The organism is Edwardsiella ictaluri ATCC 33202 (assembly GCF_000264785.1).
Taxonomy (GTDB): domain Bacteria; phylum Pseudomonadota; class Gammaproteobacteria; order Enterobacterales; family Enterobacteriaceae; genus Edwardsiella; species Edwardsiella ictaluri.
Window position 1 is genome coordinate 69,437 of record NZ_AFJI01000077.1, and the last position, 22,350, is coordinate 91,786.

General features: G+C 57.8%; 22 protein-coding genes, 1 tRNA gene and 1 pseudogene. 9 read left to right on the forward strand and 15 right to left on the reverse strand.

Going from position 1 to position 22,350, the window contains the following annotated elements:
- Positions 1 to 48: 48 nt before the first annotated feature.
- Positions 49 to 1,242: an amino acid aminotransferase gene (locus EIEH_RS11535; protein ID WP_015870712.1), complete on the forward strand. Its 1,194-nt coding sequence runs from the start codon at positions 49 to 51 to the stop codon at positions 1,240 to 1,242.
- Positions 1,243 to 1,346: 104 nt separating this feature from the next.
- On the opposite strand, the gene flgL is transcribed toward EIEH_RS11535, so the two are convergent.
- The 11 genes from flgL to flgB all read right to left on the reverse strand — a co-directional run bounded on the left by flgL (position 1,347) and on the right by flgB (position 11,445).
- A complete protein-coding gene (flgL, locus tag EIEH_RS11540; protein ID WP_015870711.1) occupies positions 1,347 to 2,282 on the reverse strand; it encodes a flagellar hook-associated protein FlgL in 936 nt (311 codons plus the stop codon).
- Positions 2,283 to 2,294: 12 nt separating this feature from the next.
- A complete protein-coding gene (gene flgK, locus EIEH_RS11545) occupies positions 2,295 to 3,947 on the reverse strand; it encodes a flagellar hook-associated protein FlgK (RefSeq protein WP_015870710.1) in 1,653 nt (550 codons plus the stop codon).
- Between the two features lie 128 nt (positions 3,948 to 4,075).
- The gene (gene flgJ / locus EIEH_RS11550; protein ID WP_015870709.1) at positions 4,076 to 5,038 is read right to left on the reverse strand and encodes a flagellar assembly peptidoglycan hydrolase FlgJ; all 963 of its coding nucleotides are present in this window, start codon (positions 5,036 to 5,038) and stop codon (positions 4,076 to 4,078) included.
- Positions 5,038 to 6,177 (reverse strand): flagellar basal body P-ring protein FlgI, encoded by a 1,140-nt coding sequence (locus tag EIEH_RS11555; RefSeq protein WP_015870708.1) that lies wholly within the window; start codon positions 6,175 to 6,177, stop codon positions 5,038 to 5,040. Before EIEH_RS11555 ends, flgJ begins: the two co-directional genes overlap by 1 nt.
- Before the next feature lie 13 nt (positions 6,178 to 6,190).
- The gene (gene flgH / locus EIEH_RS11560) at positions 6,191 to 6,877 is read right to left on the reverse strand and encodes a flagellar basal body L-ring protein FlgH (protein WP_015870707.1); all 687 of its coding nucleotides are present in this window, start codon (positions 6,875 to 6,877) and stop codon (positions 6,191 to 6,193) included.
- 103 nt (positions 6,878 to 6,980) lie between these two features.
- A complete protein-coding gene (gene flgG, locus EIEH_RS11565) occupies positions 6,981 to 7,763 on the reverse strand; it encodes a flagellar basal-body rod protein FlgG (RefSeq protein WP_015870706.1) in 783 nt (260 codons plus the stop codon).
- A gap of 16 nt (positions 7,764 to 7,779) precedes the next feature.
- A complete protein-coding gene (locus EIEH_RS11570; RefSeq protein WP_015870705.1) occupies positions 7,780 to 8,535 on the reverse strand; it encodes a flagellar basal body rod protein FlgF in 756 nt (251 codons plus the stop codon).
- 50 nt (positions 8,536 to 8,585) lie between these two features.
- Positions 8,586 to 9,860: a flagellar hook protein FlgE gene (gene flgE / locus EIEH_RS11575; protein WP_015870704.1), complete on the reverse strand. Its 1,275-nt coding sequence runs from the start codon at positions 9,858 to 9,860 to the stop codon at positions 8,586 to 8,588.
- A 50-nt stretch (positions 9,861 to 9,910) separates the two neighbouring features.
- The gene (gene flgD, locus EIEH_RS11580) at positions 9,911 to 10,609 is read right to left on the reverse strand and encodes a flagellar hook assembly protein FlgD (RefSeq protein WP_015870703.1); all 699 of its coding nucleotides are present in this window, start codon (positions 10,607 to 10,609) and stop codon (positions 9,911 to 9,913) included.
- Positions 10,610 to 10,623: 14 nt separating this feature from the next.
- Positions 10,624 to 11,028, reverse strand: coding sequence for a flagellar basal body rod protein FlgC (flgC, locus tag EIEH_RS11585; protein WP_015870702.1), 405 nt, complete (start codon positions 11,026 to 11,028; stop codon positions 10,624 to 10,626).
- A gap of 3 nt (positions 11,029 to 11,031) precedes the next feature.
- Complete coding sequence (gene flgB / locus EIEH_RS11590; RefSeq protein WP_015870701.1) at positions 11,032 to 11,445, reverse strand: flagellar basal body rod protein FlgB; 414 nt, start codon at positions 11,443 to 11,445, stop codon at positions 11,032 to 11,034.
- Between the two features lie 286 nt (positions 11,446 to 11,731).
- On the opposite strand from flgB, the gene flgA reads away from it, so the two are divergent.
- The 3 genes from flgA (at position 11,732) to EIEH_RS11605 (ending at position 13,294) form a co-directional block, all read left to right on the forward strand.
- Entirely contained in the window at positions 11,732 to 12,403 is a 672-nt protein-coding gene (flgA, locus tag EIEH_RS11595) for a flagellar basal body P-ring formation chaperone FlgA (RefSeq protein WP_015870700.1), read from the forward strand.
- A 166-nt stretch (positions 12,404 to 12,569) separates the two neighbouring features.
- On the forward strand, positions 12,570 to 12,866 hold the full coding sequence (flgM, locus tag EIEH_RS11600) for a flagellar biosynthesis anti-sigma factor FlgM (RefSeq protein WP_015870699.1): 297 nt from the start codon (positions 12,570 to 12,572) through the stop codon (positions 12,864 to 12,866).
- A 5-nt stretch (positions 12,867 to 12,871) separates the two neighbouring features.
- Positions 12,872 to 13,294, forward strand: a complete 423-nt coding sequence (locus tag EIEH_RS11605) for a flagella synthesis protein FlgN (RefSeq protein WP_015870698.1) — start codon at positions 12,872 to 12,874, stop codon at positions 13,292 to 13,294.
- Positions 13,295 to 13,383: 89 nt separating this feature from the next.
- Here EIEH_RS11605 and EIEH_RS11610 read toward each other — a convergent pair whose 3' ends face one another.
- From EIEH_RS11610 to flhB, 3 genes are read right to left on the reverse strand one after another with little or no spacing between them, the layout of a single operon-like run.
- Positions 13,384 to 13,788, reverse strand: a complete 405-nt coding sequence (locus EIEH_RS11610) for a flagellar protein FlhE (RefSeq protein WP_015870697.1) — start codon at positions 13,786 to 13,788, stop codon at positions 13,384 to 13,386.
- A gap of 3 nt (positions 13,789 to 13,791) precedes the next feature.
- Entirely contained in the window at positions 13,792 to 15,882 is a 2,091-nt protein-coding gene (flhA, locus tag EIEH_RS11615; RefSeq protein WP_015870696.1) for a flagellar biosynthesis protein FlhA, read from the reverse strand.
- Positions 15,875 to 17,041, reverse strand: a complete 1,167-nt coding sequence (gene flhB / locus EIEH_RS11620) for a flagellar biosynthesis protein FlhB (protein WP_015870695.1) — start codon at positions 17,039 to 17,041, stop codon at positions 15,875 to 15,877. The genes flhA and flhB overlap by 8 nt, the downstream gene beginning before the upstream one ends.
- 245 nt (positions 17,042 to 17,286) lie before the next feature.
- On the opposite strand from flhB, the gene EIEH_RS11625 reads away from it, so the two are divergent.
- From EIEH_RS11625 to EIEH_RS19300, 4 genes are all read left to right on the forward strand, one after another.
- Positions 17,287 to 18,912 carry a phosphoethanolamine transferase gene (locus EIEH_RS11625; RefSeq protein WP_015870694.1) on the forward strand — a complete coding sequence of 542 codons (1,626 nt, stop codon included), beginning with the start codon at positions 17,287 to 17,289 and terminating at the stop codon, positions 18,910 to 18,912.
- 236 nt (positions 18,913 to 19,148) lie between these two features.
- Entirely contained in the window at positions 19,149 to 19,934 is a 786-nt protein-coding gene (gene mtfA / locus EIEH_RS11630) for a DgsA anti-repressor MtfA (RefSeq protein ID WP_015870693.1), read from the forward strand.
- Positions 19,935 to 20,036: 102 nt separating this feature from the next.
- Positions 20,037 to 20,112: transfer RNA gene (locus tag EIEH_RS11635), tRNA-Asn, on the forward strand.
- A gap of 207 nt (positions 20,113 to 20,319) precedes the next feature.
- Positions 20,320 to 20,493, forward strand: a complete 174-nt coding sequence (locus EIEH_RS19300) for a hypothetical protein (protein WP_015870692.1) — start codon at positions 20,320 to 20,322, stop codon at positions 20,491 to 20,493.
- 30 nt (positions 20,494 to 20,523) lie between these two features.
- On the opposite strand, the gene EIEH_RS11640 is transcribed toward EIEH_RS19300, so the two are convergent.
- Complete coding sequence (locus EIEH_RS11640; RefSeq protein ID WP_035609643.1) at positions 20,524 to 20,976, reverse strand: acyltransferase; 453 nt, start codon at positions 20,974 to 20,976, stop codon at positions 20,524 to 20,526.
- Between the two features lie 75 nt (positions 20,977 to 21,051).
- Between EIEH_RS11640 and EIEH_RS19725 the strand changes: the two are divergent.
- A pseudogene (locus EIEH_RS19725) lies at positions 21,052 to 21,387 on the forward strand (integrase core domain-containing protein); the annotation flags it as partial.
- Between the last annotated feature and the right edge of the window lie 963 nt (positions 21,388 to 22,350).

Sequence of the window (22,350 nt, forward strand, 5' to 3'; positions counted from 1 at the left end):
GGTAATCTGTCCCTTCACTGGCTTAACTGGACACATGGAAGCTCTCGCATGTTTGAAAACATCCCTGCTGCACCCGCCGATCCAATCCTTGGGCTGGCCGATCTGTTTCGCGCCGATGCGCGCCCGCATAAAATCAACCTGGGCATCGGCGTCTATAAAGACGAAAACGGTAATACGCCGGTGCTGACCAGCGTTAAAAAGGCCGAGCGGTACCTGCTGGAGCATGAGACCAGCAAGAACTACCTGAGCATCGAAGGGATCGCGGCCTTCGGCCAGCGGACCCTGGAGCTGCTGCTGGGCGGTGATAATCCGATTATCAGCGCCGGGCGGGCCCATGCGGCGCAGACGCCCGGTGGCACCGGGGCGCTGCGCGTCGCCGCCGACTTTCTGGCCAGTAAAACCAGCGCCAAGCGTATCTGGGTCAGCAACCCCAGCTGGCCGAACCACAAAAGCGTTTTCAGCGCCGCCGGTCTGGAGGTGTGTGAATATGCCTATTATGATGCCGAAAATCACTGTCTGGACTTTGCCGCGCTGCAGGATAGCCTGTCTCAGGCACAGCCTGGCGACGTGGTGCTGTTCCACGGCTGTTGCCATAACCCGACCGGAATTGACCCGACCACTGCGCAGTGGGAGGCTCTGGCAGAGATGTCCCGTAACAGTGGCTGGCTACCGCTGTTTGACTTTGCCTATCAGGGGTTTGCCAATGGTCTGGAGGAGGATGCCCAGGGGTTGCGTATTTTTGCTGCACGCCACGCTGAGCTGATCGTCTGCAGTTCCTATTCCAAAAACTTTGGTCTGTACAACGAACGCGTCGGGGCCTGTACCCTGATTGCCGCCGACCGCGACAACGCCACCAATGCCTTCAGCCAGATCAAGGCGGTGATCCGCGCCAACTACTCCAACCCGCCGGCCCACGGCGGCGCTGTCGTCGCCACCATCCTGGGCAACGATACGCTGCGCGCCATCTGGGAGCAGGAGCTGACCGATATGCGCCAGCGTATCCAGCGGATGCGCCAGCTGTTCGTGAATACCCTGCAGGAGAAAGGCGCCGAGCGGGACTTCAGCTTTATCATCCACCAAAACGGCATGTTCTCCTTCAGCGGGCTGACCAAAGAGCAGGTAGGCCGTCTGCGCGACGAGTTCGGCGTCTACGCCGTCAGTTCCGGGCGCATCAACGTGGCGGGGATGACGCCGGACAATATGGCGCCGCTGTGTGAAGCCATCGTTGCCGTACTGAAATAACGCATTGTTGATCATCGCGCGCAGACGCTCACCGGAGAGCCCATCTGTTAGATACACAAAAGGCGCGGCCCATGGGCCACGCCTTTATTTCTCAGCACAAAAACTCAGCGCATCATCTTAAACAGGGACATTCCCTGCATATCGGTAAATACCTTATAGGATGCCTGCAACGAGACCTGGCGGAACGTATAATCAGAGATGGCCTGAGTCCAGTTCACATCCTGCAGACCGCTGATACGGGTTTTAAAGGTGATCGCATTCTCCTCACCGATGGCATCCAGTGAGTCCAGCTCATTTAACTGGGTACCCAGTTCGGCACGAACCTTTGAAACATTATCCAGACTGGCCCGCAATCCGGTATTGGCCTCATTCAACGCTTGGGCGACCTTGGCCTTATCCGCATCCGTCGCCTTATCCAGTGGCTGATTCAGAGCCGTGATCGCTTTTTGTAACGCGGCAAAAATATCCTTCTTACCGTTATCGGACTTAAACACATGATCACCGGTATGGCTGACGATCATGGTCCGCGCTGCATCAACCTGCTGGGTCAGTGCTTTCTTGCCACCAACATACTTAATTTCGCCGCTGGCTTCCTTGACAAAGGGTTCCGCATTACTTTTGTAACCGGCAAAAATATAACGGCCGTTACCGTCGGTGCTGTTGGCCAGATTGAGCAGCTGATTACGCATGCTGGAGAGCTGGGTGGCAATCGCGGCACGATCCTCATCACTCTTGGTCCCGGAGGACATCCCGTCAACCAGCACCGGGGTCGCATTCTGCAGCACATTAGTCACCTGCTGCAGCACGCTCTCTTCCATGGAGGTGCTCTCACGGGCATAGCCCCGGGCCATACCGTACTGCTCATTCATTGACTTGGACTGATTCAGTCCCACCAGCTGGGAAGCAGCCAGCGGATCATCCGACGGGTTGATCACTTTCTTCCCGCTGTCCAGCTGGGCCCCGACGCGCTGCCACTCAGACTGGGCATCGAGGACACCATTCATATTCTGCTGATAAATCATACTGCTGCTTAAACGCATGGATGTGCCCCCTTATCGGATATTAAGCAATGCATTGAACAGCGACTGGGCACTCTGGATGACCTGAGCATTCGCCATATAGTACTGTTGAAAACGGACCAAATCGCCGTACTCTTCGTCCAGATTCACCCCTGATACAGACTGCTGCTGTATGGTCAGCTGCTTAACCACGTTGCCCTCGGCCTTACTGTCCACCTTGGCACTGTTGGTCTGGTTACCGATGGTACTGACCAGACCGCCATAGGCCCCACTCAGGGTCGCATTACCACCGACAATTTTCTGGTTCTGCAGATCCAGCATCTTCTGCGCATTGGTATTATCGCCAACATCATCTTTACCTTTGGCGGAACCGGCAGCAAGCAGGGCCGGATCACTGATTTCAACCCCAAACCCACTGACCACCGTCGAGGTGGTGCACAGCTTAAAGCTGTCGTTGACTTCCGGTTTACCGTCCACCTTAACCTGCAGACCATTGAACGCCAGCACATCCCCCTTGGCAGCAAGGGTCTGCTGGGTACCGTCCGCCAGATGGATAATCTGCCACTTATCGCCCCCGGTGTACTTCAGCTGATAATCCGTCGCCTGCGCATGGGTAATATTGTCGGCCCCCACCTTATCGTAGGTCGCACTCAGGTGTGCCTGGGAGAGATTATTGGTATTGGCCAGCGCCTCCGGCTTACCGATACTGAATAGCGGCTTACCCTTCTCGCCATTCAGATCCACCCCTTCCGACTGCACATGATTGAAGGCATTGGCCATACTCAGGGCAATGCGTCCCAGCTGATTACGGGTATTTTCCAGCGCCTCACTGCGAAAACGGAACACCCCGGCCAGCGTACCGCCACTGATACGGGCCTCCGGCACCTCACTCAGGCCATTGCCGCGATCATATGCCAGAGTCGCATGCGAGGGATCATTGCTGGATGGAATGGCTTTCACACTGTAAGCATCACCGCCCTGAACCAGAGAGAGCCCCCCGGCAAAGGAGACGCTCATCGCCCCATCCTGCATGCTGATGTCGACGTTAACAATCTTGTTCAGATTACTGGCCATGAGATCACGCTGGTCCAGCAGATCATTGGGAGCCGTGCCCCCGCTGGCACCGGTCATCTCGGTGATGCGGTTGTTCAGATTGGCTATCTGTTTGGCATAGTCATTAATCTGCTCGGCATCGTTGCGTACCGTCAGATTTGCGCCGTTTTCCAGATTACGCAAATAGTCATCGGTACTTTTAAACTGTGCCGTCAGCCCATTGGCGTTGGAAATCACGGTCTGACGGGCGGCAGAGTCTGCCGGATAGCTGACCAGATTCTGCAGATTTTTAAAAAACTTCTGCATATTGGCAGACAGGCTGTTGGTACTGTCCGCCATCAAGTCATCGATCTGTGAAATCTGCTGATGATAGGTTGACAGCGCCGCTTCCTGAGTCTGCCCCTGACGCAGCTGATTCACTATAAACTGGTTATAATCACGGTCAATTCCGCTGACTGTGACGCCATTACCGATAAATCCTGCAGGAGTACTGGTACCGTTACTCTCAGCCAGCGTAACCGTCTGACGGTTATAACCGGCGGTATACACGTTATTGATGTTATTGCTGGTGACACCAAGCGCCGTCTGCGCAGCGCTCAGACCGCTCATTGCGTTATTGATTAAGTTGGCCATGCGGTTTTTCCTTTGTACTAAAAAAGCCCGCTGCCGGGAGATCTACGGGCTCTCACTGTGACTCTGTTTATCGGCCGGGCGGCTCAAAACTTAAATCTTTTTCGCCGCCCGTCACCGCGCTGCGGGGACTAGAACAGATTCGCCAGATCGTGGGTATAGGCCTGTACCATCCGGTGTCCTGTCTGTTTTATCTGCCCTATCAGGTGCACCAGCTTGCTGGCATAATTCGGATCGGTGGCATATCCGGCCCGCTGCAGGGCATGGGCGGCCTGCTCCGGGGTGTCAGCGCTAACCACCGCCGCGTAGCGCGGATTATGGGTCAGCATACGGACATAGTCGCTGATCGCCTCAAAATAGGACGCATATACCCGGAAACGGGCCCGGGTTTTCACCGCCACGCCATTTTCATATTCGGTGGTGGCCACCTCCGTGGTCGGGCCATTCCAGTTTTTCCCTGCCTTGATGCCAAACAGGTTATAACTGCGCACGCCGTTGGTGCCCGGAATTTCCCGTTGCCCCCACCCCGACTCCAGGGCGGCCTGCGCCATAATCAGCTGATGCGGGATCCCGCTCTGGCGGCTGGCCAGCTGGGCCGGCAGGCTCAGCTGAGAGACAAACTCACCGTTGCTGTTGGGCAAAGGTAATGCCGAACCGGCCCGGGGGAGATGAGGCATGGCGCGACGGATCACCTGCTCCAGCGCGTGAACCGGCATACTGTTAATGGTTTCACCATCCAGCGCCATCGGCGTCACCCCGACGCTGTCCGGAATCGCCGCCGCCGCATGATGGGCACCGCGCATCTGCTTATACAGCATATCGGCAATCCCCATACCTTTACCGGCAGCCATATCCTGAGCCACCTGCTGATCATAGAGCGAGGTATACAGGCGGCTCTGCTCATTGTCGAAGATCCCCTCCTGGGGCATCGCCTGACGCATGCTTTTCAGCATCATCTGGATAAACATGCCCTCCATCTGGCGTGCGGTTTCCCGCAGCGCCTTATCGGACCCTCCGGCAGCGCTGTATTTCAGCGTATTCAGCGACCGCGCATCATACGCGGCGCCGGAAAACGCCAGACTATCGTCAGCCATCAGATAATCTCCAGCTTGGCCCGCAGGCAACCGGCACTCTTCATTGCCTGCAGGATTGACATCAGATCGTTCGGCGTTGCCCCCAGCGCGTTCAGCGCGCGCACCACGCTGTTCAGATTGGCGCCGGCCCGGACCTGATGCAGGGCACCACCGCTCTGATTGACCGAAATCTGGGTATTTGGCGTCACCACCGTCTGCCCACCGCCCAACGGCGTATTCGGCTGGCTGACGTTCAGCTGGCGATCCACCACCACCGACAGGTTCCCCTGAGCCACCGCACACGAATCCAGCTCAACATTCCGGTTCATCACCACCGATCCGGTGCGGGAGTTGATGATGACCTTTGCATCGAACGTTCCGGCATTCACCTCAATATTCTGAATATTGGCCAGGACACGTACCTGATTGCTGCCACCCTGAGGTACCAGTACCTGCACGGTACGGGCGTCCAGTGGCGTCGCGGAACCCAGTCCGTTGGCACGGTTAATCGCATCACTGATGCGCTCAGCCAGGGTGAAGTTTTCGTTGTTCAGCTCCAGATTAATCACGTTACCGTGACCGAAGGTGGTCGGTACGGAGCGTTCGATGGTGGCACCACCGCTGATACGGCCACCGGCAAGCTGATTGACCTGAACACTGCTGCCGCCGGCCGAGGCACCGGCCCCGCCGACCAGAATATTCCCCTGTGCCAGGGCATAGACCTGATTGTCCACACCTTTCAGTGGGGTCATCAGCAATGTGCCGCCGCGCAGGCTCTTGGCGTTACCCATGGAGGACACCACCACATCGATGGTCTGTCCCGGGCGGGCAAACGGCGGCAGGTTTGCCGTTACCATGACCGCAGCCACGTTTTTCAGCTGCATGTTGGTACCGGCCGGTACGGTGATCCCCAGCTGGGACAGCATGTTGGTCAGACTCTGCGTGGTGAACGGTGTCTGCATGGTCTGATCGCCGGTACCATCCAGCCCCACCACCAGACCATAGCCAATCAGGGCGTTGCTGCGCACGCCCTGAATGGTGGTGAGGTCGCGGATACGCTCGGCCTGTGCCCCCTGACTCAGTAGCCCCAGCGCCAGCAGTACGCCGGTCAGCCAGAAACCGGCATGTCGCCAGCGGGTGTATAGTCCACAATTACCCATAACCAAATACCTATCAATAAGGGGAGAGATTAAGGAAGAAGCGCTGCAGCCAGCCCATATTCTGCGCTTCATTGATATAGCCGCTGCCCACATATTCAATGCGTGCATCCGCCACCTGGGTGGAGGATACGGAGTTATTACCGCTGATGGTGCGTGGGTTGACGACGCCGGAGAAACGAATGTATTCGGTCCCCTGATTGATGGCGATCTGTTTCTCCCCGACCACCTTCAGGTTACCGTTGGCCTGCACCTGATCCACGGTGACCGTAATGGTCCCGGTAAAGGTGTTGTTGGCCTTGGCGCCCCCCTTACCGCTGAACTTGTTATCACCATCCACTTCCATATTGGCGCGCGCGTTACCGAACAGCCCTTCCAGATAGCGGGGAACGGTTGAGAAATCGAACTTGGAGCTCCCGTCGCGGCTGGCGTTGGCCGACGAGTTCTTACTGGCGCTGACGTTTTCCTGCAGGACAATGGTCAGGATATCGCCGACATTGCGCGGGCGGCGATCCTCAAACAAAGGCTGATAGCCGTAGTTTATCGGCTGAACCGTCTGAAAAATGGAGCCATTGGGACGCGGGGGAACGGCCGGGGCCGGCGTGGCAGTCGTCGGCCCGGTTACCACCTGATCATGGGGAATATAGGCGCAGCCCGACAGCGCCAGCGTACACAACAGTGCGATTCCCGAATGTTTTTGCATCGTTATTCTGCCTTTTCTGCCATTACCGTCAATTCACGTCACGGTACCCGAAGGTACACCTGCAACAGACCCGGTGCATGCCTGCAGCGGGTCTGTCACCTGCTTACAGCTGAGTCAGCCGCTGCAACATCTGATCGGATGTGCTGATGGCCTTGCTGTTGATTTCATAGGCGCGCTGAGTCTGGATCATATTCACCAGCTCTTCGGCCACATTTACGTTGGAGGTCTCGACATACCCCTGATACAGCAGACCGGCCCCGTTCAGTCCCGGAGTGCTTTCGGTCGGGGAACCGGAGCTGGCAGTTTCCTGATACAGGTTTTCCCCCATGCTCTCCAGACCGGCATCGTTAATAAAGGTGTTCAGGGTCAGCTGACCGACCTGCTGCGGTGCCGCCTGTCCCTGCAGGGTAACACTGACAATACCGTCACGGCCGATGGTCATGCTGGTGGCGTTGGCCGGGATGGTAATAGCCGGCGTAATCTGAAAACCGCTGGCGGTTACCAGCTGGCCGTTCTGATCCACCTGAAATGAGCCGTCACGGGTGTAGGCCTGGCTGCCATCCGGCAGGGTGACCTGAAAGAACCCCTGACCCTTGATGGCCACGTCCTTGCTGTTGTTGGTCTGGGACAGATTACCCTGACTGTGCAGACGCTCGGTGGCCACCGGGCGGACACCGGTCCCCAGCTGCAGACCGGACGGCAGATTAGTCTGCTCGGATGACTGGGCTCCCGGCTGACGCAGGGTCTGATACAGCAGGTCCTCAAACACCGCCCGCTGACGCTTAAAGCCATTGGTACTGACGTTGGCCAGGTTGTTGGCGATCACATCCATGTTGGTCTGCTGGGCTTCCAGCCCGGTCTTGGCGATGTATAGTGATCGGATCATGATTACTCCTGCACTGTTAGCTCAGTGATAACAGCTGATTGGCTTTCTGTTCGTTGTCATCCACACTGCGGATGACCTTCATCTGCATTTCAAAGCGGCGGGCGTTGCTGATCATGCTGATCATCGCCTCAACCGGCTGTACGTTACTGCCCTCCAACACCCCCGGCATCACCTTCACCGTCGGGTCCAGCGGCAGGCTGGCACCCCGCTTCTGCTCGGCCTCCGCACTCAGGTGAAACAGTCCGTCATCACCGTGTACCACCTCGCTCGCCGTGGCCTTCACCAGCTTCAGGCGCCCTATCTGGGTGGTGGCATTGGGGTTATCCCCGGCCCCCAGAGCCGTGATGGTCCCGTCGGCGGCAATGGTCAGCTGGGCCCGATCCGGTACGGAGATTGGCCCGTTGTCCCCCATCACCGGGTGACCTTCAACGGTCAGCATCCCATCCGGACTGATCTGCAGGTTACCGTCCCGGGTGTAGGCCTCGGTGCCATTGGACATCTGCAGTTCCAGCCAGCCATCCTGCTGCAGGGCCACATCCAGCGGACGGCCGGTATAGTCAAAACGCCCCATGCTCAGATCATTCATCGGCGTCGATGCGGTGACCAGGGTCCGGGTGTCCAACGATTCACCGTCCACCGGCACAGCACGCATCGCTGCCAGCTGGGCCCGGAAACCCGGGGTGGTGGAGTTGGCCATATTGTTGGCCGCGACGGCCTGCAGGTTCAGCGTCTGGCTGGCTGCATCCATCGCGGTATAAATCGCATGATCCATTTAACTCGTCTCGCAATACCGCCCGGCCTGCGGGCGGTTGTCATCCACAATTAACGCAGGTTGACCAGCGTCTGCAGGATCTGATCCTGCGTCTTGATGGTCTGGGCGTTGGACTGGTAGTTACGCTGGGCGACGATCATGTCGACCAGCTGCTTGCTCAGATCAACGTTGGAGGCCTCAACGGCACCACTGGTCAGGGTGCCCAGGCCACTGGTTCCGGACGTCCCGATAATCGGCTGCCCGGATTTGGCGCTTTCGCTCCACTCGTTGTTGCCTTCGGAGGTCAGCCCTTCCGGATCGGCGAAGTTGGCCATCACGATCTGCCCCAGCAGCTGTTTCTGCTGGTTGGTGTAGCTGCCGGTAATACTGCCATCGTCGTTGATCTGGTAGCCGGTCAGCTCACCGGCCTTGTAGCCGTTCTGGGTCTTGGCGCTGACGCCATCCTTGCCGGTGTTCTGCTGACGGGTACCGGTGAAGTTCAGGGTAAAATCCTGTGCCAGGGCACCATTGCTGGCTACCATTTTCAGCGTCAGTGGCGCGGTCCCCTTCAACAGCTCACCATTGCTGTCAAACTCTAAGGCCCCAATTGACGTAAATGTTTTTGGCGCCGGAGACTCGGCGCTGTCGATGGAGTAGATGTGCCATGGTGTAGCCATTACCTTCTCGATTTTTGGAGGGGTGCCTGTTGTAATATCCTTCTCTTCAGGTTTCCCCTTGACAAAATACAGATTCATATTGTGGACGTTGCCCAACGAATCGTAGGTGGTCATCGAGGTGGCATAGTTATAGCTGTTGACATTGGTCGGGTCGAATTTCAGCTTGGTGCTGTCTATCGCCTTATCCGCCGAGTTCAGGTTCAGCACCATGGTGCCCTCGGTACTCGCCTTGGCCGGCATCAGCCCGGTCGGGATCTGGAGCGGTACCGGATCGGCCCCCTGCTGGATGGTCGGCGGGGTACCGGCGGCCGGGTAGCCGGTCAGGTACAATCCCTGCGCATTGGTCAGAAAGCCCTTGGCATCCTTGGTAAACTGGCCGTTACGGCTGTAGTTAACACTGCCGTTGGGCGCCTGCATGCGGAAGAAACCCTGACCGCTGATGGCCACATCCAGGGCACGGTTGGTGGTGGTGGTGGCACCATCCTTAAAATCCTGATCAACGCTGGCGACCTTCACCCCCAGGCCGATTTTGGATCCGGCAAACATGTCGGCAAACGTAACGGACCCGGACTTAAAGCCGACGGTCTGTGAGTTGGCAATGTTGTTGCCGATCACATCGAGTTGGGTGGAAGCGGCATTCATACCGCTGATTGCCTGAGAAAATCCCATTGTAAAATCCTGTATCTAGAATGCGGAAAAGGCCGGCATACCGGCCGCCATTATAAGATCTGGCGTACGTCGGCCAGTGTGGCTGTACCGGACAGTCCCAGTTCCAGCAACGCCCCGTTGCCGCTTTTGGTGATCCCGTTCACCGTGGCAAAATGCAGCGGCTGGGCCACCATCTGTTGCCCCTGATTGCTGGCATTGACGCTGAAGGTATACGCACCGTCCGGCACGGCAAGGCCATCCGTCCCGGTACCGTCCCAGGTGTAGCTATAGACACCGGCACGGTGGCCGCCTGTATCTATCTGCTTAACCACCTTACCGGTACGATCGCTGATGGTTACCACCACGCTTTGTGCCCCGCTTTCCAGCTCAAAGCCAAAGGGCGTGGTACTGACCGGGCCGCCATCCTTTTCTTTACCGACCAGAATGGTTTTCCCGGGGATCATGACACCATGGCCAATCAGGCTGGTGGCCTGAATGGACTGATTGCTGTTGATCTGCCCGGAGATGCTGCCCAGGGTGGTGTTCAGCTTCTCAATCCCGCTGACGGTGCTGATTTGTGCCAGCTGAGTGGTCAGCTCATTATTCTTTAACGGATTGGTCGGATCCTGATTACGCAACTGCGCCACCAGCAGAGTCAGGAAGCTGTTCTGAAGATCCTTTCCGTTATCCGCAACCAGCCCGGTCTTACTGTTGGCATTGACCGGCGAGCTGGTATCTACCGGATCATTAAGCGATACCGAAATGGCCATCATGCCTCCCGTAATTATTGTCCAAGGGTTAATGTCTTCATCATCAATGACTTGGTAGTATTTAATACCTCAACGTTAGCCTGATAGCTCCGGGAGGCGGCAATGGAGTTCACCATTTCACTGACCACGTCGACATTGGGCATCCGGACATACCCTTTGGCATCGGCCAATGGATTACCCGGCTGGTATACCAGACGCTCCGGGGCCGGATCCTCCACTATCTGGGAGACCCGGACTCCGCCAATCTCTTCCCCTGCCGCCGGGTTGACCTGAAACACAACCTGCTTGGCATGGTAGGGCTGGCCATCCGGTCCGGTCACACTGTCGGCGTTGGCCATGTTACTGGCCGCAACGTTCATCCGCTCGGACTGTGCCGTCAGCGCAGAACCGGAAATATCAAAAATAGAAAGAAGCGCCATGAATTACCCCTGTTGCAGCACAGCCATCATGTTTTTAATCTGGCCGCTCAGTACGGTCAGATCGGTCTGGTAGCGCAGGCTGTTATCGGCAAACTGCGTACGCTCGCGGTTCATATTGACAGTGTTGCCATCCAGCGACGGCTGGTCCGGCACCCGGAACAACAAATCCAGTGACGGTGGCTGCACATTCTGAGCCGGAATATGGCGTGCTGAGGTGAGTGTAAGAGCGATGCCGCTGCCGTCAGGACGCCCATTTTCAAGGACCCTCGACAGCTGTGAGGCAAAGTCAATGTCCCGGGCCTGGTAGCCGGGGGTATCCGCGTTGGCGATGTTCGCCGCCAGAATTTCCTGACGCTGCGCACGCAGGTTCAGGGCATCCTGTTGGAAACGAAACGCGGCATCCAGTTTATCGAGCATACCGTCTCCGCTATCGGTTAGCTGGGATGGCGGAAAAGCTCCCCCCACCCTGTGTCAATGACAATTTGGAGTGCATAGGATAGGACCGGTACGGTAAAGCTGATGGCGGGAATAAGGCGTAAATGGCGCGCTATTTATCGCCTTTACTTTTGCGCTGCACGGGTAAACTAGGGCGCGTCTCGACACTGTCCGCGGCGCCAGTGCGGCGTCCCGTCACAGAATACAGCCGCATTCGGCGGATGCAGGCCACGCCTGTCAACGCCCGTTTATTGACCGGGAGAACACCATGCTGCGATCCACGTTTGGCCTGATGGCCCCCCTTAGCGCTGCGCTGTGGCTGGCGGCACCCGCCTGTCAGGCGGCGCCGCTCCAAGACGCGGTGCAAGGCTATTTTCAGCAGCAGTTTCCCGGCAGCGACTACCAGGTTAAGGTCAATATTCTGTCGGCACCCGATCAGTGGCCCAGCTGCCTGCAGCCGCAGATCAGTCAGCTTTCGACGTCCCGACGCTGGGGTCGCCTCAGCGTTCTGGTACAATGTCCACAGGAGAAACGCTACCTGCAAACCGAAGTACAGGTCACGGGCAGCTATCCGGTCGCTATTCACGCGCTGCCGCGCGGGCAAAACCTGACGGCGGCGCAGCTGCGCCTGACCCGGGGTCGACTCGACAGCCTGCCTCCCGGTACAATTCTGGATATTGCGCGGCTGTCCGGCGCCACGACGCTACGCAGCATCGGCGCAGGGCAGCCGATCGCGGCCACCATGCTGCGGCGCACCTGGGTGATCCGCGCCGGACAGCAGGTGCAGATCCTGGCTCAGGGCGATGGCTTCAACGTCAGCAGCGAAGGGCGCGCGATGAACAACGCCGCGCTGGCGGATGTGGTGCAGGTGCGTACCGCCTCCGGTCAGGTGATCAGCGGTAAGGCCAGCGGCCCGGGAACCCTGACGCTGGTTCTCTAGTCCGCGGTACCCACGCGGGCGCCGGCCAGATTCAGCGATTGGCGAAATTATCGGTACATTTTTCTAAAGTTACTGATTAATTTGCCGATGGTATAGCTAAAGAAGATAAAGACCGTATAACCACCCGCAACACCAGGTGGACAGGTCAACCAGAGAGACCATAACGATGAGCATAGATCGTACCTCCACACTGAGTGCCATCAACCACCTTCAGGCCCGGGAGCCACAGGACGCGGCGCAGCAGACCCGCAAGATAGCGACCGGCCAGGAGAACGTTACCGGCACTCAGGTCAAGCTTAGCGACGCTCAGGCCCGCCTGATGCAACCCAACAGCCGCGACATCAACACCACCCGTGTTGAGGCGCTGAAGCAGGCTATCCGCAGCGGCGAACTGAAGATGGATACCGGCAAAATCGCCGACGCCCTGTTGCAGGATACGTTCGCCTATTTAAAGGATAAGTAATTTCCATGGCAGACATACTCATTCACCTGCAGCAGATGGCTGAAAACCTGCAGGCCCTCAACGCCACCCTGACCCAGGAGCAGCAGCTGCTGTGCGCTGGGCAGGTAGACGCGGTGCGTCTGCAGGCGGTGACGCTGGAAAAAGAGAATCTGCTGGCCGATCTGCGCCACCTCGATCAGCGCCGCCGCGACGATGTGGCCCAGCCACCCTACGCCGATCCGCAGCAGGCCGCGCTATGGCAAACGATCCTGACGTTGACCCGTCAACTGCATGACATGAATCAGCACAACGGTAATCTGCTCAGCCGCCATTTATCTCATAATCAACAGGCGCTGGGTACGCTGAAGAGCCGCCACGGCCAAACCCTGTATGGTCCCGACGGACAGACCCAGAGCGGCCTGCTCAACGCCCGTAGGCTGCGTGTTTAACGCAGACCCTTTTGGCCAATGCCAGGCTGTGCCCTGAACAGGGCACAGAATGCCGGGCGTCTGATATTGGCGTCGTATTTATAACAATATTAATGATAATTAACGATAACCTGCTGGCTGACAACGTTGATCGGCGGGTAGATTGTCCCCTTCCCCGCTATCCACAGCATCAGTCGCAGCGGCACAGCAGCGCTCTCACCGTTTAATCCGGCAGAACGGCCGGACAGACCATCCAGCGCCATGCAGCGCCGTGCGCTGCACAGCTGTAGATTCAGTCCGTCCGGCGCCGGGCTCAGCAGGGTTATCTGCCACACCACGTCATCAATCGCGGCCGCCGGAGGTACCTCCCCCGGCGGTGGGGCCAGCGGGGGCTGGTTACTGACCATCCCCTTCTGACTCAGGATCCGGCCATTACCGTCCGCAGACCAGCTGCCACCGTTGGCCTGTACTGCCCATGGCGCCAGCAGAATAGCCAGACAGAGCAATCGCTTCATGTATTATGCTCCTGACTCCACGCCACCGATCGTTGAGGTCATACGGATCTGGCGGTTGTCGCTGATCTCCAGATTGGAGAGCACCACCAGCTGCGGCAGTGAGCGGTGCAGGAAGCGCGCCAGCAGCGGCCGCAGGGCATGATTCACCAGCAGCACCGGCGGGGCGCCGAGCAACTCCTGGCGCTGCAGGGCCTGACGCGCCTGCTCCAACAGACGATCCGCCAGCCCCGGCTCCAGTCCACCGCCCCCCTGCAACGCCTGCAGCAGCAGACGCTCCAGCGGGGTATCCAGTCCAATCACCTGAATCTCACCCTCGCCCGGGAACCACTGCTGGCTGATGGCCCGCCCCAGCGCCACGCGCACCAGCGCGGTCAGCTCATAAGGATCTTTCTGTACCGGTGCGTGTTCGGCCAGGGTTTCAATAATGGTACGCATATCGCGGATCGAGACCTTTTCGGCCAGCAGGTTCTGCAGCACCTTGTGCAGGATCGTCAGCGATACCACGCCGGGGATAAAGTCCTCTGTCAGCTTCGGCATCTCCTGGGAAACCCGGTCCATCAGCTGCTGTGCCTCCTGACGACCAAACAGATCGCTGGCGTACTGGCTGATGATATGGTTCAGGTGAGTCGCCACCACGGTGCTGGCCTCGACCACGGTGTAGCCCTGGATCTGCGCCTGTTCACGCTGCGCGCCGTCGATCCAGATCGCCGGTAAACCAAAGGCCGGATCGGTGGTGGCCTGTCCCTCCAGGGTTCCGGCAGCGCTGCCCGGGTTGATCGCCAGCCAGCGTCCCGGGTGGGCCTCACCGTGTCCGGCCTCGATCCCTTTTAGCAGGATACGATAGCCGGAGGGCTGCAGCTCCAGATTGTCGCGGATATGGACCACCGGCGGCAGAAAGCCCATGGTCTGGGCAAATTTCTTACGAATACTGCGGATACGCCCCAGCAGTTCACCATTTTGCTGGAAATCCACCAACGGGATCAGGCGGTAGCCCACCTCAAGACCCAGCGGATCCTCCAGCTGCACATCCTCCCAGCTGGCCTCCATCACCGGCTGACTCTCCTGCTGCGGCATCTGATCCTGCTGAACCTCGGCCTTCGCCGCCCGCTTGCTCATCCACCAGGCGGTCCCCAGCAGCGCGGCGGTAAACAGCAGAAACACCAGGTTCGGCATCCCGGGCACCAGGCCTAACAACCCGAGCACCGCGCCGCTTAAGATCAGCACCCGCGGGTTATTGAACAGCTGGGTCACCATCTGCTCGCCCACGTCCTGATCGGTGCTGACGCGGGTTACGATCACGCCCGCCGCGGTAGAGATCACCAGCGCCGGGATCTGGGCAACCAGACCGTCACCGATGGTCAGCAGGGTGTAGGTTTCCGCCGCCTGACTGACCGCCATGCCGTGCTGGATAACACCGATCAGCAGGCCGCCGATGACGTTCAGCGCCATGATCATCAGACCGGCGATGGCATCGCCGCGCACAAATTTACTGGCGCCGTCCATCGAACCATAGAAGTCGGCCTCTTGGGTGACCTCTGAGCGGCGCTTTTTGGCCTCCTCTTCGCCGATCAGCCCGGCGTTGAGATCGGCGTCGATGGCCATCTGCTTGCCCGGCATTCCGTCCAGCACAAAGCGCGCGCCAACCTCGGCAATACGCCCGGCCCCCTTGGTGATAACCATAAAGTTGATCAGCACCAGGATAATAAATACGACGATACCGATGGCGAAGTTGCCGCCCACCAGAAAGTGGCCGAACGCTTCGATCACCTGCCCCGCCGCCGCGCCGCCGGTATAGCCGTTCATCAGGATCACCCGGGTAGAGGCGACGTTAAGCGACAGGCGCAGCAGCGTCGAAAACAGCAGGATGGTCGGGAAAGCCGCAAACTCCAGCGTTTTCTGGGTAAACATGGCCACCAACAGCACCATGATCGACAGGGCGATGTTAAAGGTGAACAGTAAATCCAGCACGAAGGGTGGCAGCGGCAGCACCATCATGGAGAGGATCATCAAAATAAGGATAGGCCCGGCCAAAACCTGCCATTGAGAGTCTTTCATATTGCCGGGTAGGCGCAGTAGCGCGGCCAGATTAGCCATCTATCGGTGTTCCTTCTTCGGAGTCAGTAACGCCAAAATCCAGTGCGGACGGCACCGGTAAGTTTGCGGGTTTTTTCGGGGCCTGCCCCCCTTCGCGCCGCCAGCGCTTGAGTTGGTATACCCAGGCCAGCACCTCGGCCACGGCGGCGTACAGGGTGGCGGGAATGGCCTGGCCAATCTCGCTGTGACGGTAAAGCGCACGCGCCAGCGGCGGCGCCTCCAGCTGGGGAATGCGGTGCTCCGCCCCCAGCGCCTTAATACGCTGGGCTACCTCCCCCGCGCCCTTGGCCAGTACCTTAGGCGCACTCATCTTGTTTTCCTGGTACTGCAGCGCCACGGCGTAGTGGGTCGGGTTGGTCACGATCACATCGGCCCCGGGGACATCGCTCATCATGCGGCGACGCGCCGCAGCGCGCTGCTGCTGGCGGATCCGCCCTTTAACATGCGGGTCCCCCTCTTGCTCCTTGAACTCATCCTTAATTTCCTGCTTGGTCATACGCAGCTTGCTCAGGTTGCTCCACACCTGATAAAACACGTCAAACCCCACCATCGGCAGCAGGCCCAGCACCACCAGCAGACCGCACATTCCCACCAGATGCAGGGCATCGCCCATCGCATCCAGCGTGGGTTCGGTGACCAGGCGCAGCATCCGCGACCAGTAGTGCAGCAGAAACCATCCGCACACCCAGCCGACCAGGGCAGCCTTCAGGATCCCTTTCAACAGCTCGGCCAACACCTGGCTGGAGAACATGCGCTTAAACCCGCTGAGCGGGTTTAAGCGGTTCAAATCGCATTTAATGGAGCTGGGGCTGAACAAAAAACCGCCGATCAGCATCGGCGCACACCAGCCGACCAACATCAGGCCGAACAGCACCGGCATCAGCGCCGCGACCGCCTGCTGTAGCAGCATGCCCAGCTGGATCAACATCTGTTTATCATTGCTGAGCAAACGCTGATCAAAATTCAGCCCCTGGGCAATCATTTCCGCCAGTGAATGAGCCAGATACTCACCACCCAGCAACATGATAGCCAGACCCGCCGCCAGCATCAGTATCGAGGTCAGCTCACGTGAACGCGGGATCTGACCCTTCTCCCGGGCCTTTTCTATTCGGTGGGGTGTGGGATCTTCGGTTTTTTCCAGATCGCTCTCTTCTGACACGGCGTCCCCGACTGCAATACCTAAAATTACGCAGTGCATAGCATGCCAGAGTAAAAATGAAGCGATGGCGGGAATAGGCGCCGTGAAGCGGGTTTTATTGGCCGATCGCCCCAGCGGTGTGCCTCTCTGGGCGGCCGGTCGCGCAAAAGCGACCGGCTTAAGGCTATTTTAAGTTTCTCTGCTTAGCCTTAGGCCATTTTTAAATTTACCCTCGCGGGGACATTGCCAGATGCCAGGAGTCCGCTTTGTCGCATAAAGGTCTTTCCGCCAGCTTTCTGACAGTCATGCTGCTATTGGCCGGCTATTTTACGCTGGTACTCAATATCCCAATTCTGCTGCATTTTTACCGGATCCTGCACGCGCTGGGGGAGTATCGCCTCGGCTTTGCCCTGTCGATCCCGCTGGTGCTGTTCGCGGCATTGACCTGCGTGTTTATGCCGTTCAGTTTCCGTCCGATCCTAAAGCCCTTTTTTGCCCTGCTGCTGGTCGTCACCGCGCTGGCCAGCTATGCCCAGTACAAATATCAGGTGATTTTTGACCGTTCGATGATCGAAAACATCTTTGAAACCAACAGCGCCGAAGCAGGTTCCTACCTTAATATCTATGTTATCGCCTGGGTGCTGCTCGCCGGGGTGCTGCCTGCCCTGCTGCTGCTGCGTACCCGAATCATCTATGGCCATAACGTCCTGCTGCGGCAGGGGATCCGGCTGTTGGCCATGTTGATCTCACTGCTGGTTATCGCGCTGGTCGCCTGCCTGTACTACCAGGATTACGCCTCCGTCGGGCGTAACAACCGCAGCCTGAACCTGGAGATCCAGCCCGCCAGCTACCTGTACAGCACCGGGCAATATATCAACCGCCGCTACCTCACCACGCCAATGCCGTTCCGTAAGGTGGGGGAAGACGCGAAGCTGGTTGAACCGGCGGGTGGGAAGCCGACGCTGGTGTTCGTGATCCTGGGCGAAACCGCCCGGGCCCAAAATCAGTCTCTGGGCGGCTACTCACGGGAAACCAACCCCTACAGCGCCAAACAGCCCGGGCTTATCTACTTCCGCAATGTCGCCTCTTGCGGCACGGCGACCGCGGTTTCGGTCCCCTGCATGTTCTCCAACCTGACCCGTGAACACTATGATGGCAACATCGCGCGCAACAGCGACAGCGTGATCGATGTGCTGCACCGGGCCGGTGTCACCACCTTCTGGCGTGATAACGACGAAGGCTGCAAAGGCGCATGCGATCGTACGCCAAACCAGCTGGTACCGACCAAGGCCGATAATCCGCTGTGCAACGGTAAGACCTGCTACGATGAGGTGATGCTGAATAATCTGCAGCAGCGGATCCCTGACGACGGTAAAAGCAAGCTGCTGGTATTCCACCTGATCGGCAGCCACGGTCCGACCTACTATCGGCGCTACCCCGCACGCTTCCGTGTCTTTATGCCCGACTGTGAGCGCAGCGATATTGAAAACTGCACCCAGCAGCAGCTGGTCAACACCTATGACAATACCCTGGTGTATACCGACTACGTGGTGAATCAGTTTATTGAACGGCTGAAAACCTATGATAAACAGTACAATGTAGCATTGTACTATGTCTCCGACCACGGCGAATCACTGGGTGAGAAAGGGCTGTATCTGCACGGCACCCCTTATCAGTTTGCCCCGGCAGAGCAGACCCATGTCCCGATGTCGCTGTGGCTGTCGGACGGCTATGCCAAGGCCAATCGCATCAATCTGCAGTGTCTGCAGGAGGCCGCCCGTGACGGCAGCTTCTCTCATGACAATCTCTTCCCTACCCTGCTTTCTATGATGCATGTCACTACCAGCGCGGCAAATCCACAGTTGGATATTCTGCAACGTTGCCGTAACTGATCGCCACGCCGCCCCGTCCATCGGGGCGGCCTTATCCCCACAGCGCGATACATATCACAATCCTCTCAGAACAACCTTTTTAATATCAATAGGTCACGCATAATATCCCAACACGGATAGCCCGCCAGCCTCTGGGCAGCAGATCATGAGATCATGCGCGCCCCGGCAACCGGCGGCTATCCCGGCACACTGGAGCGGCCCCCTATAGCCCGTAAAAAGAGGAACGGAACCCCATCATGATTAAGTGGCCCTGGCGCACGCAGCCCCCTGCCCAGCAGGACAGCTATCCCTGGCCGGAGGCCTGCGCTATCCCGCTGCTGGCAGCGCTGGGCGACGACGAGCAGCAGCGGCTCATCGCCCTGGCGCGGCAGGTGATCCGCCAGAAGCGCCTGATCCCGCTGCAGGAGCTGCGGGTCACCCCGCTGATGGAGGCGCGTATCGCCCTGCTGTTTGCCCTGCCGGTGTTGGAGCTGGGTATCGGGTGGCTCGATGGCTTTCACGAAATCCTGCTGTATCCCGAACCCTATGTCCTGCACGAAGAGTGGGAGGACGACATCGGTCTGGTGCACTGCGGCCCCTCCGTTCAGGCAGGTCAGTGCAGCGCCCAGGGGCCGGTGGTACTCAACTGGCTGGACGTCCGTGACTCCTTTGACTGCTCCGGCTATAACCTGATCATCCATGAAACCGCCCATAAACTGGATATGCGCAATGCCGGGATCGCCAGCGGGATCCCCCCGATCCCGCTGCGGGAGATCGCCGCCTGGGAGCAGGCGCTGCACGCCGCCATGGAGGCGATTCAGGAAGAGGCCGACCTGCTGGGTAAAGAGGGTGCCAGCATGGATGCCTACGCCGCCAGTGAACCGGCGGAGTGCTTTGCCGTCCTGTCGGAGTACTTTTTCAGCGCCCCGGAACTGTTGAGCGAGCGCTTTCCGGCCGTCTATGCCCATTTTGCCCGTTTTTACCGCCAGGATCCGCTACAGAGGCTGTACCAGAGCGGCCTGCTGACGCCAGAATCATTCTGAAAACAACATAATGGCGATAAAAGCAGCAGTTAGACGCGCCGTTGGGCGGCGGCTGTTGACAGGCCGGAAACGGATCGCTATGATGCGCCCCGTTGCTACGATTCCTCTGTAGTTCAGTCGGTAGAACGGCGGACTGTTAATCCGTATGTCACTGGTTCGAGTCCAGTCAGAGGAGCCAGATTCCTGAAAAGCCCGCCTTGTGCGGGCTTTTCGTTTTTATATCAGCCCGCCCCGCCCGCATATAAACACTGAACCGTACCGGATTGGGCTGCTGGCAGCTCTTCTCCCGGCATCGGCCCACGACTTTTCCCGATACGGGAACATCATCAGCAGTGTGGCTAAATCTGCCTGTCTGACCACGCCTCCCGCAGTTCCGGAGCCGGGTATGATGGACAGCCTGTCTGATTTCCGGGCCACCAGAATACAGATGCTGTCAGGGCCGGGCAAAGAGTTGCTGAAAAAAGGTGATATCACTGACGCAGAATACCGAGCCGCGGTAAAAGCCGATCCCCGGCTGTCGCTTTCTGTTCACCCGCCGTACTCACCGATCTACCGCTGATAAAAAGGGCCGATAATCGCCCTTTTACTTTCATAATGTTCTGATCAGCCTTGCCGGATTTCCTGCATAAATGCCTTTGATCTCAATCGGCCTCACCACAACTGAACCCGCACCAATAACGGAGCCACTGCATATATATGTTGATAGAATGGTAGAGCCGCTGCCCACAGTAACCGAATCCCCCAGGGAGATGGTGATCCAGTTATCCGGTGACGGGTCCGGCGCTCCAGACCGGAACAGATCGTTGGCGAACGTCACGTTATGGCCAATGAAGCAGTTCTCACCCAGTGTTACGTTTTCACAGATAAAGGTGTGCGACTGGATCCGGCTTCCACTGCCAATGACACAGCCTTTCTGTATCTCAACGAAGGGGCCGACAAACACGTTGTCCCTGAGTTCACAGGCATAAATATTGGCAGGTTGGACGATGGTGACGTTTTCCCCTGAAATTACATCCCGAACTTCACTGTCAATCAATTTCATAGCCGTTTTCAACATAGGGTCTCATTAAGAGAAGATAATTGGTGTACGTTAAGGTTTTTTTATCAGATGCCACCTCTTCAGACAGCGTTCGTACTGGGCGCGCGGGAGCAGGTGCTGTGGGCCCGCCAGCCATCAGGGACCCTCGATCATAGCATCAAAGGCTCGCAGTACGTATCGCTTAGGTACACACAACGGCTACAGGAGGCGGAGCTTCTGGCTTCAACGGGCAGTGCTGGTGACTCTTATGATAACGCACTGGCAGAAAGCATAAATGGTCTGTACAACGCGGAGGTGATACACCGACAGCGCTGAAAAAACCGTTCAGTGGCAGAGCAGGTCACACTGGCATGGGTGGACGGGTAGAACAATCATCGGTTGCTGGAACGACTCGGTTCACATCCCCCTATATAAGCAGAAAAAACGGATTACGCTTCCATCGGGAATAAGGATCGGGCAGTCTGAGCTCCCGGACTTAACGCTCTCCCACAAAACCGCTACGGTTCAGCTTCATCAGCAAAGATCAGCATAAAGTCGAAAGGTCAAAAAAGAGCCTTCACGTACAATGCTTTTCAATATCCAAACTGCCCCCTTTAAGGAAAGCCATTCGTTCGGACAGGCGGTATTTATCCACTGAATTAATGGGAAAATTTCACTATGCCACTTTATATCGGAACCGGATGTTTCCCCGCCACCATCAGCAATAACAACACTACTCACACCTCTAACGCTAATACCCCACTGGAGATAAACATACATGAGAAGATTCAAGCGTTTTTCTGCTCAACGCATCAGTCTGAAGTCCTGAACTGTCTCCGGGAGATTTGCTACCCGCCAGCCGGAACCACGCGGGAGGCGATAGCCGGTAGATTTGAGCAGCTCAGGGCGCTCGCCTCTCCGGGATATAGGGAGAATATCCGGACTGATCGCGATGGAGAGAACCGCTTCTGTATCCGGGATAAAGACGGACGGGAAATATTATCAGTCACCATTGATGCCGATACGTATACCGTTGTCTATCCCGGTGGCGAGATAACACATGACCTCAGTCTGCCCGCATCACAAGGAGATGAAGGACTTCTGGCATCAGGTGCTTCCACCACCGCGGGACCACAAACAGAGGAAGAGTATAAAGCTGCCTGGTCAGCGTGGGAAAGGGCTGCGCAGCCAGAAGAAGCAGCAGACCGTGCCCAGACAGTGCTGCGGCTACGTCGCTGCATGCATAATGACACAGTTCTTGATGTCTCTGACATGCCACTGACCAGTCTACCGCCGCTGCCCACCGGACTGCAGAGTCTTGACGTCTCTCACACGTCACTGACCAGTCTGCCGGAGCTGCCCTCCGGACTGGAGAGTCTGGATATATCTAACATGCCA

Coding starts and splice junctions, on each gene's coding strand:
- EIEH_RS11535 (WP_015870712.1), top strand. CDS start 49: ATGTTTGAAAACATCCCTGCTGCACCCGCCGATCCAATCCTTGGGCTG.
- flgL (WP_015870711.1), bottom strand. CDS start 2,282: ATGCGTTTAAGCAGCAGTATGATTTATCAGCAGAATATGAATGGTGTC.
- flgK (WP_015870710.1), bottom strand. CDS start 3,947: ATGGCCAACTTAATCAATAACGCAATGAGCGGTCTGAGCGCTGCGCAG.
- flgJ (WP_015870709.1), bottom strand. CDS start 5,038: ATGGCTGACGATAGTCTGGCGTTTTCCGGCGCCGCGTATGATGCGCGG.
- EIEH_RS11555 (WP_015870708.1), bottom strand. CDS start 6,177: ATGGGTAATTGTGGACTATACACCCGCTGGCGACATGCCGGTTTCTGG.
- flgH (WP_015870707.1), bottom strand. CDS start 6,877: ATGCAAAAACATTCGGGAATCGCACTGTTGTGTACGCTGGCGCTGTCG.
- flgG (WP_015870706.1), bottom strand. CDS start 7,763: ATGATCCGATCACTATACATCGCCAAGACCGGGCTGGAAGCCCAGCAG.
- EIEH_RS11570 (WP_015870705.1), bottom strand. CDS start 8,535: ATGGATCATGCGATTTATACCGCGATGGATGCAGCCAGCCAGACGCTG.
- flgE (WP_015870704.1), bottom strand. CDS start 9,860: ATGGGATTTTCTCAGGCAATCAGCGGTATGAATGCCGCTTCCACCCAA.
- flgD (WP_015870703.1), bottom strand. CDS start 10,609: ATGGCCATTTCGGTATCGCTTAATGATCCGGTAGATACCAGCTCGCCG.
- flgC (WP_015870702.1), bottom strand. CDS start 11,028: ATGGCGCTTCTTTCTATTTTTGATATTTCCGGTTCTGCGCTGACGGCA.
- flgB (WP_015870701.1), bottom strand. CDS start 11,445: ATGCTCGATAAACTGGATGCCGCGTTTCGTTTCCAACAGGATGCCCTG.
- flgA (WP_015870700.1), top strand. CDS start 11,732: ATGCTGCGATCCACGTTTGGCCTGATGGCCCCCCTTAGCGCTGCGCTG.
- flgM (WP_015870699.1), top strand. CDS start 12,570: ATGAGCATAGATCGTACCTCCACACTGAGTGCCATCAACCACCTTCAG.
- EIEH_RS11605 (WP_015870698.1), top strand. CDS start 12,872: ATGGCAGACATACTCATTCACCTGCAGCAGATGGCTGAAAACCTGCAG.
- EIEH_RS11610 (WP_015870697.1), bottom strand. CDS start 13,788: ATGAAGCGATTGCTCTGTCTGGCTATTCTGCTGGCGCCATGGGCAGTA.
- flhA (WP_015870696.1), bottom strand. CDS start 15,882: ATGGCTAATCTGGCCGCGCTACTGCGCCTACCCGGCAATATGAAAGAC.
- mtfA (WP_015870693.1), top strand. CDS start 19,149: ATGATTAAGTGGCCCTGGCGCACGCAGCCCCCTGCCCAGCAGGACAGC.
- EIEH_RS19300 (WP_015870692.1), top strand. CDS start 20,320: ATGATGGACAGCCTGTCTGATTTCCGGGCCACCAGAATACAGATGCTG.
- EIEH_RS11640 (WP_035609643.1), bottom strand. CDS start 20,976: ATGAAATTGATTGACAGTGAAGTTCGGGATGTAATTTCAGGGGAAAAC.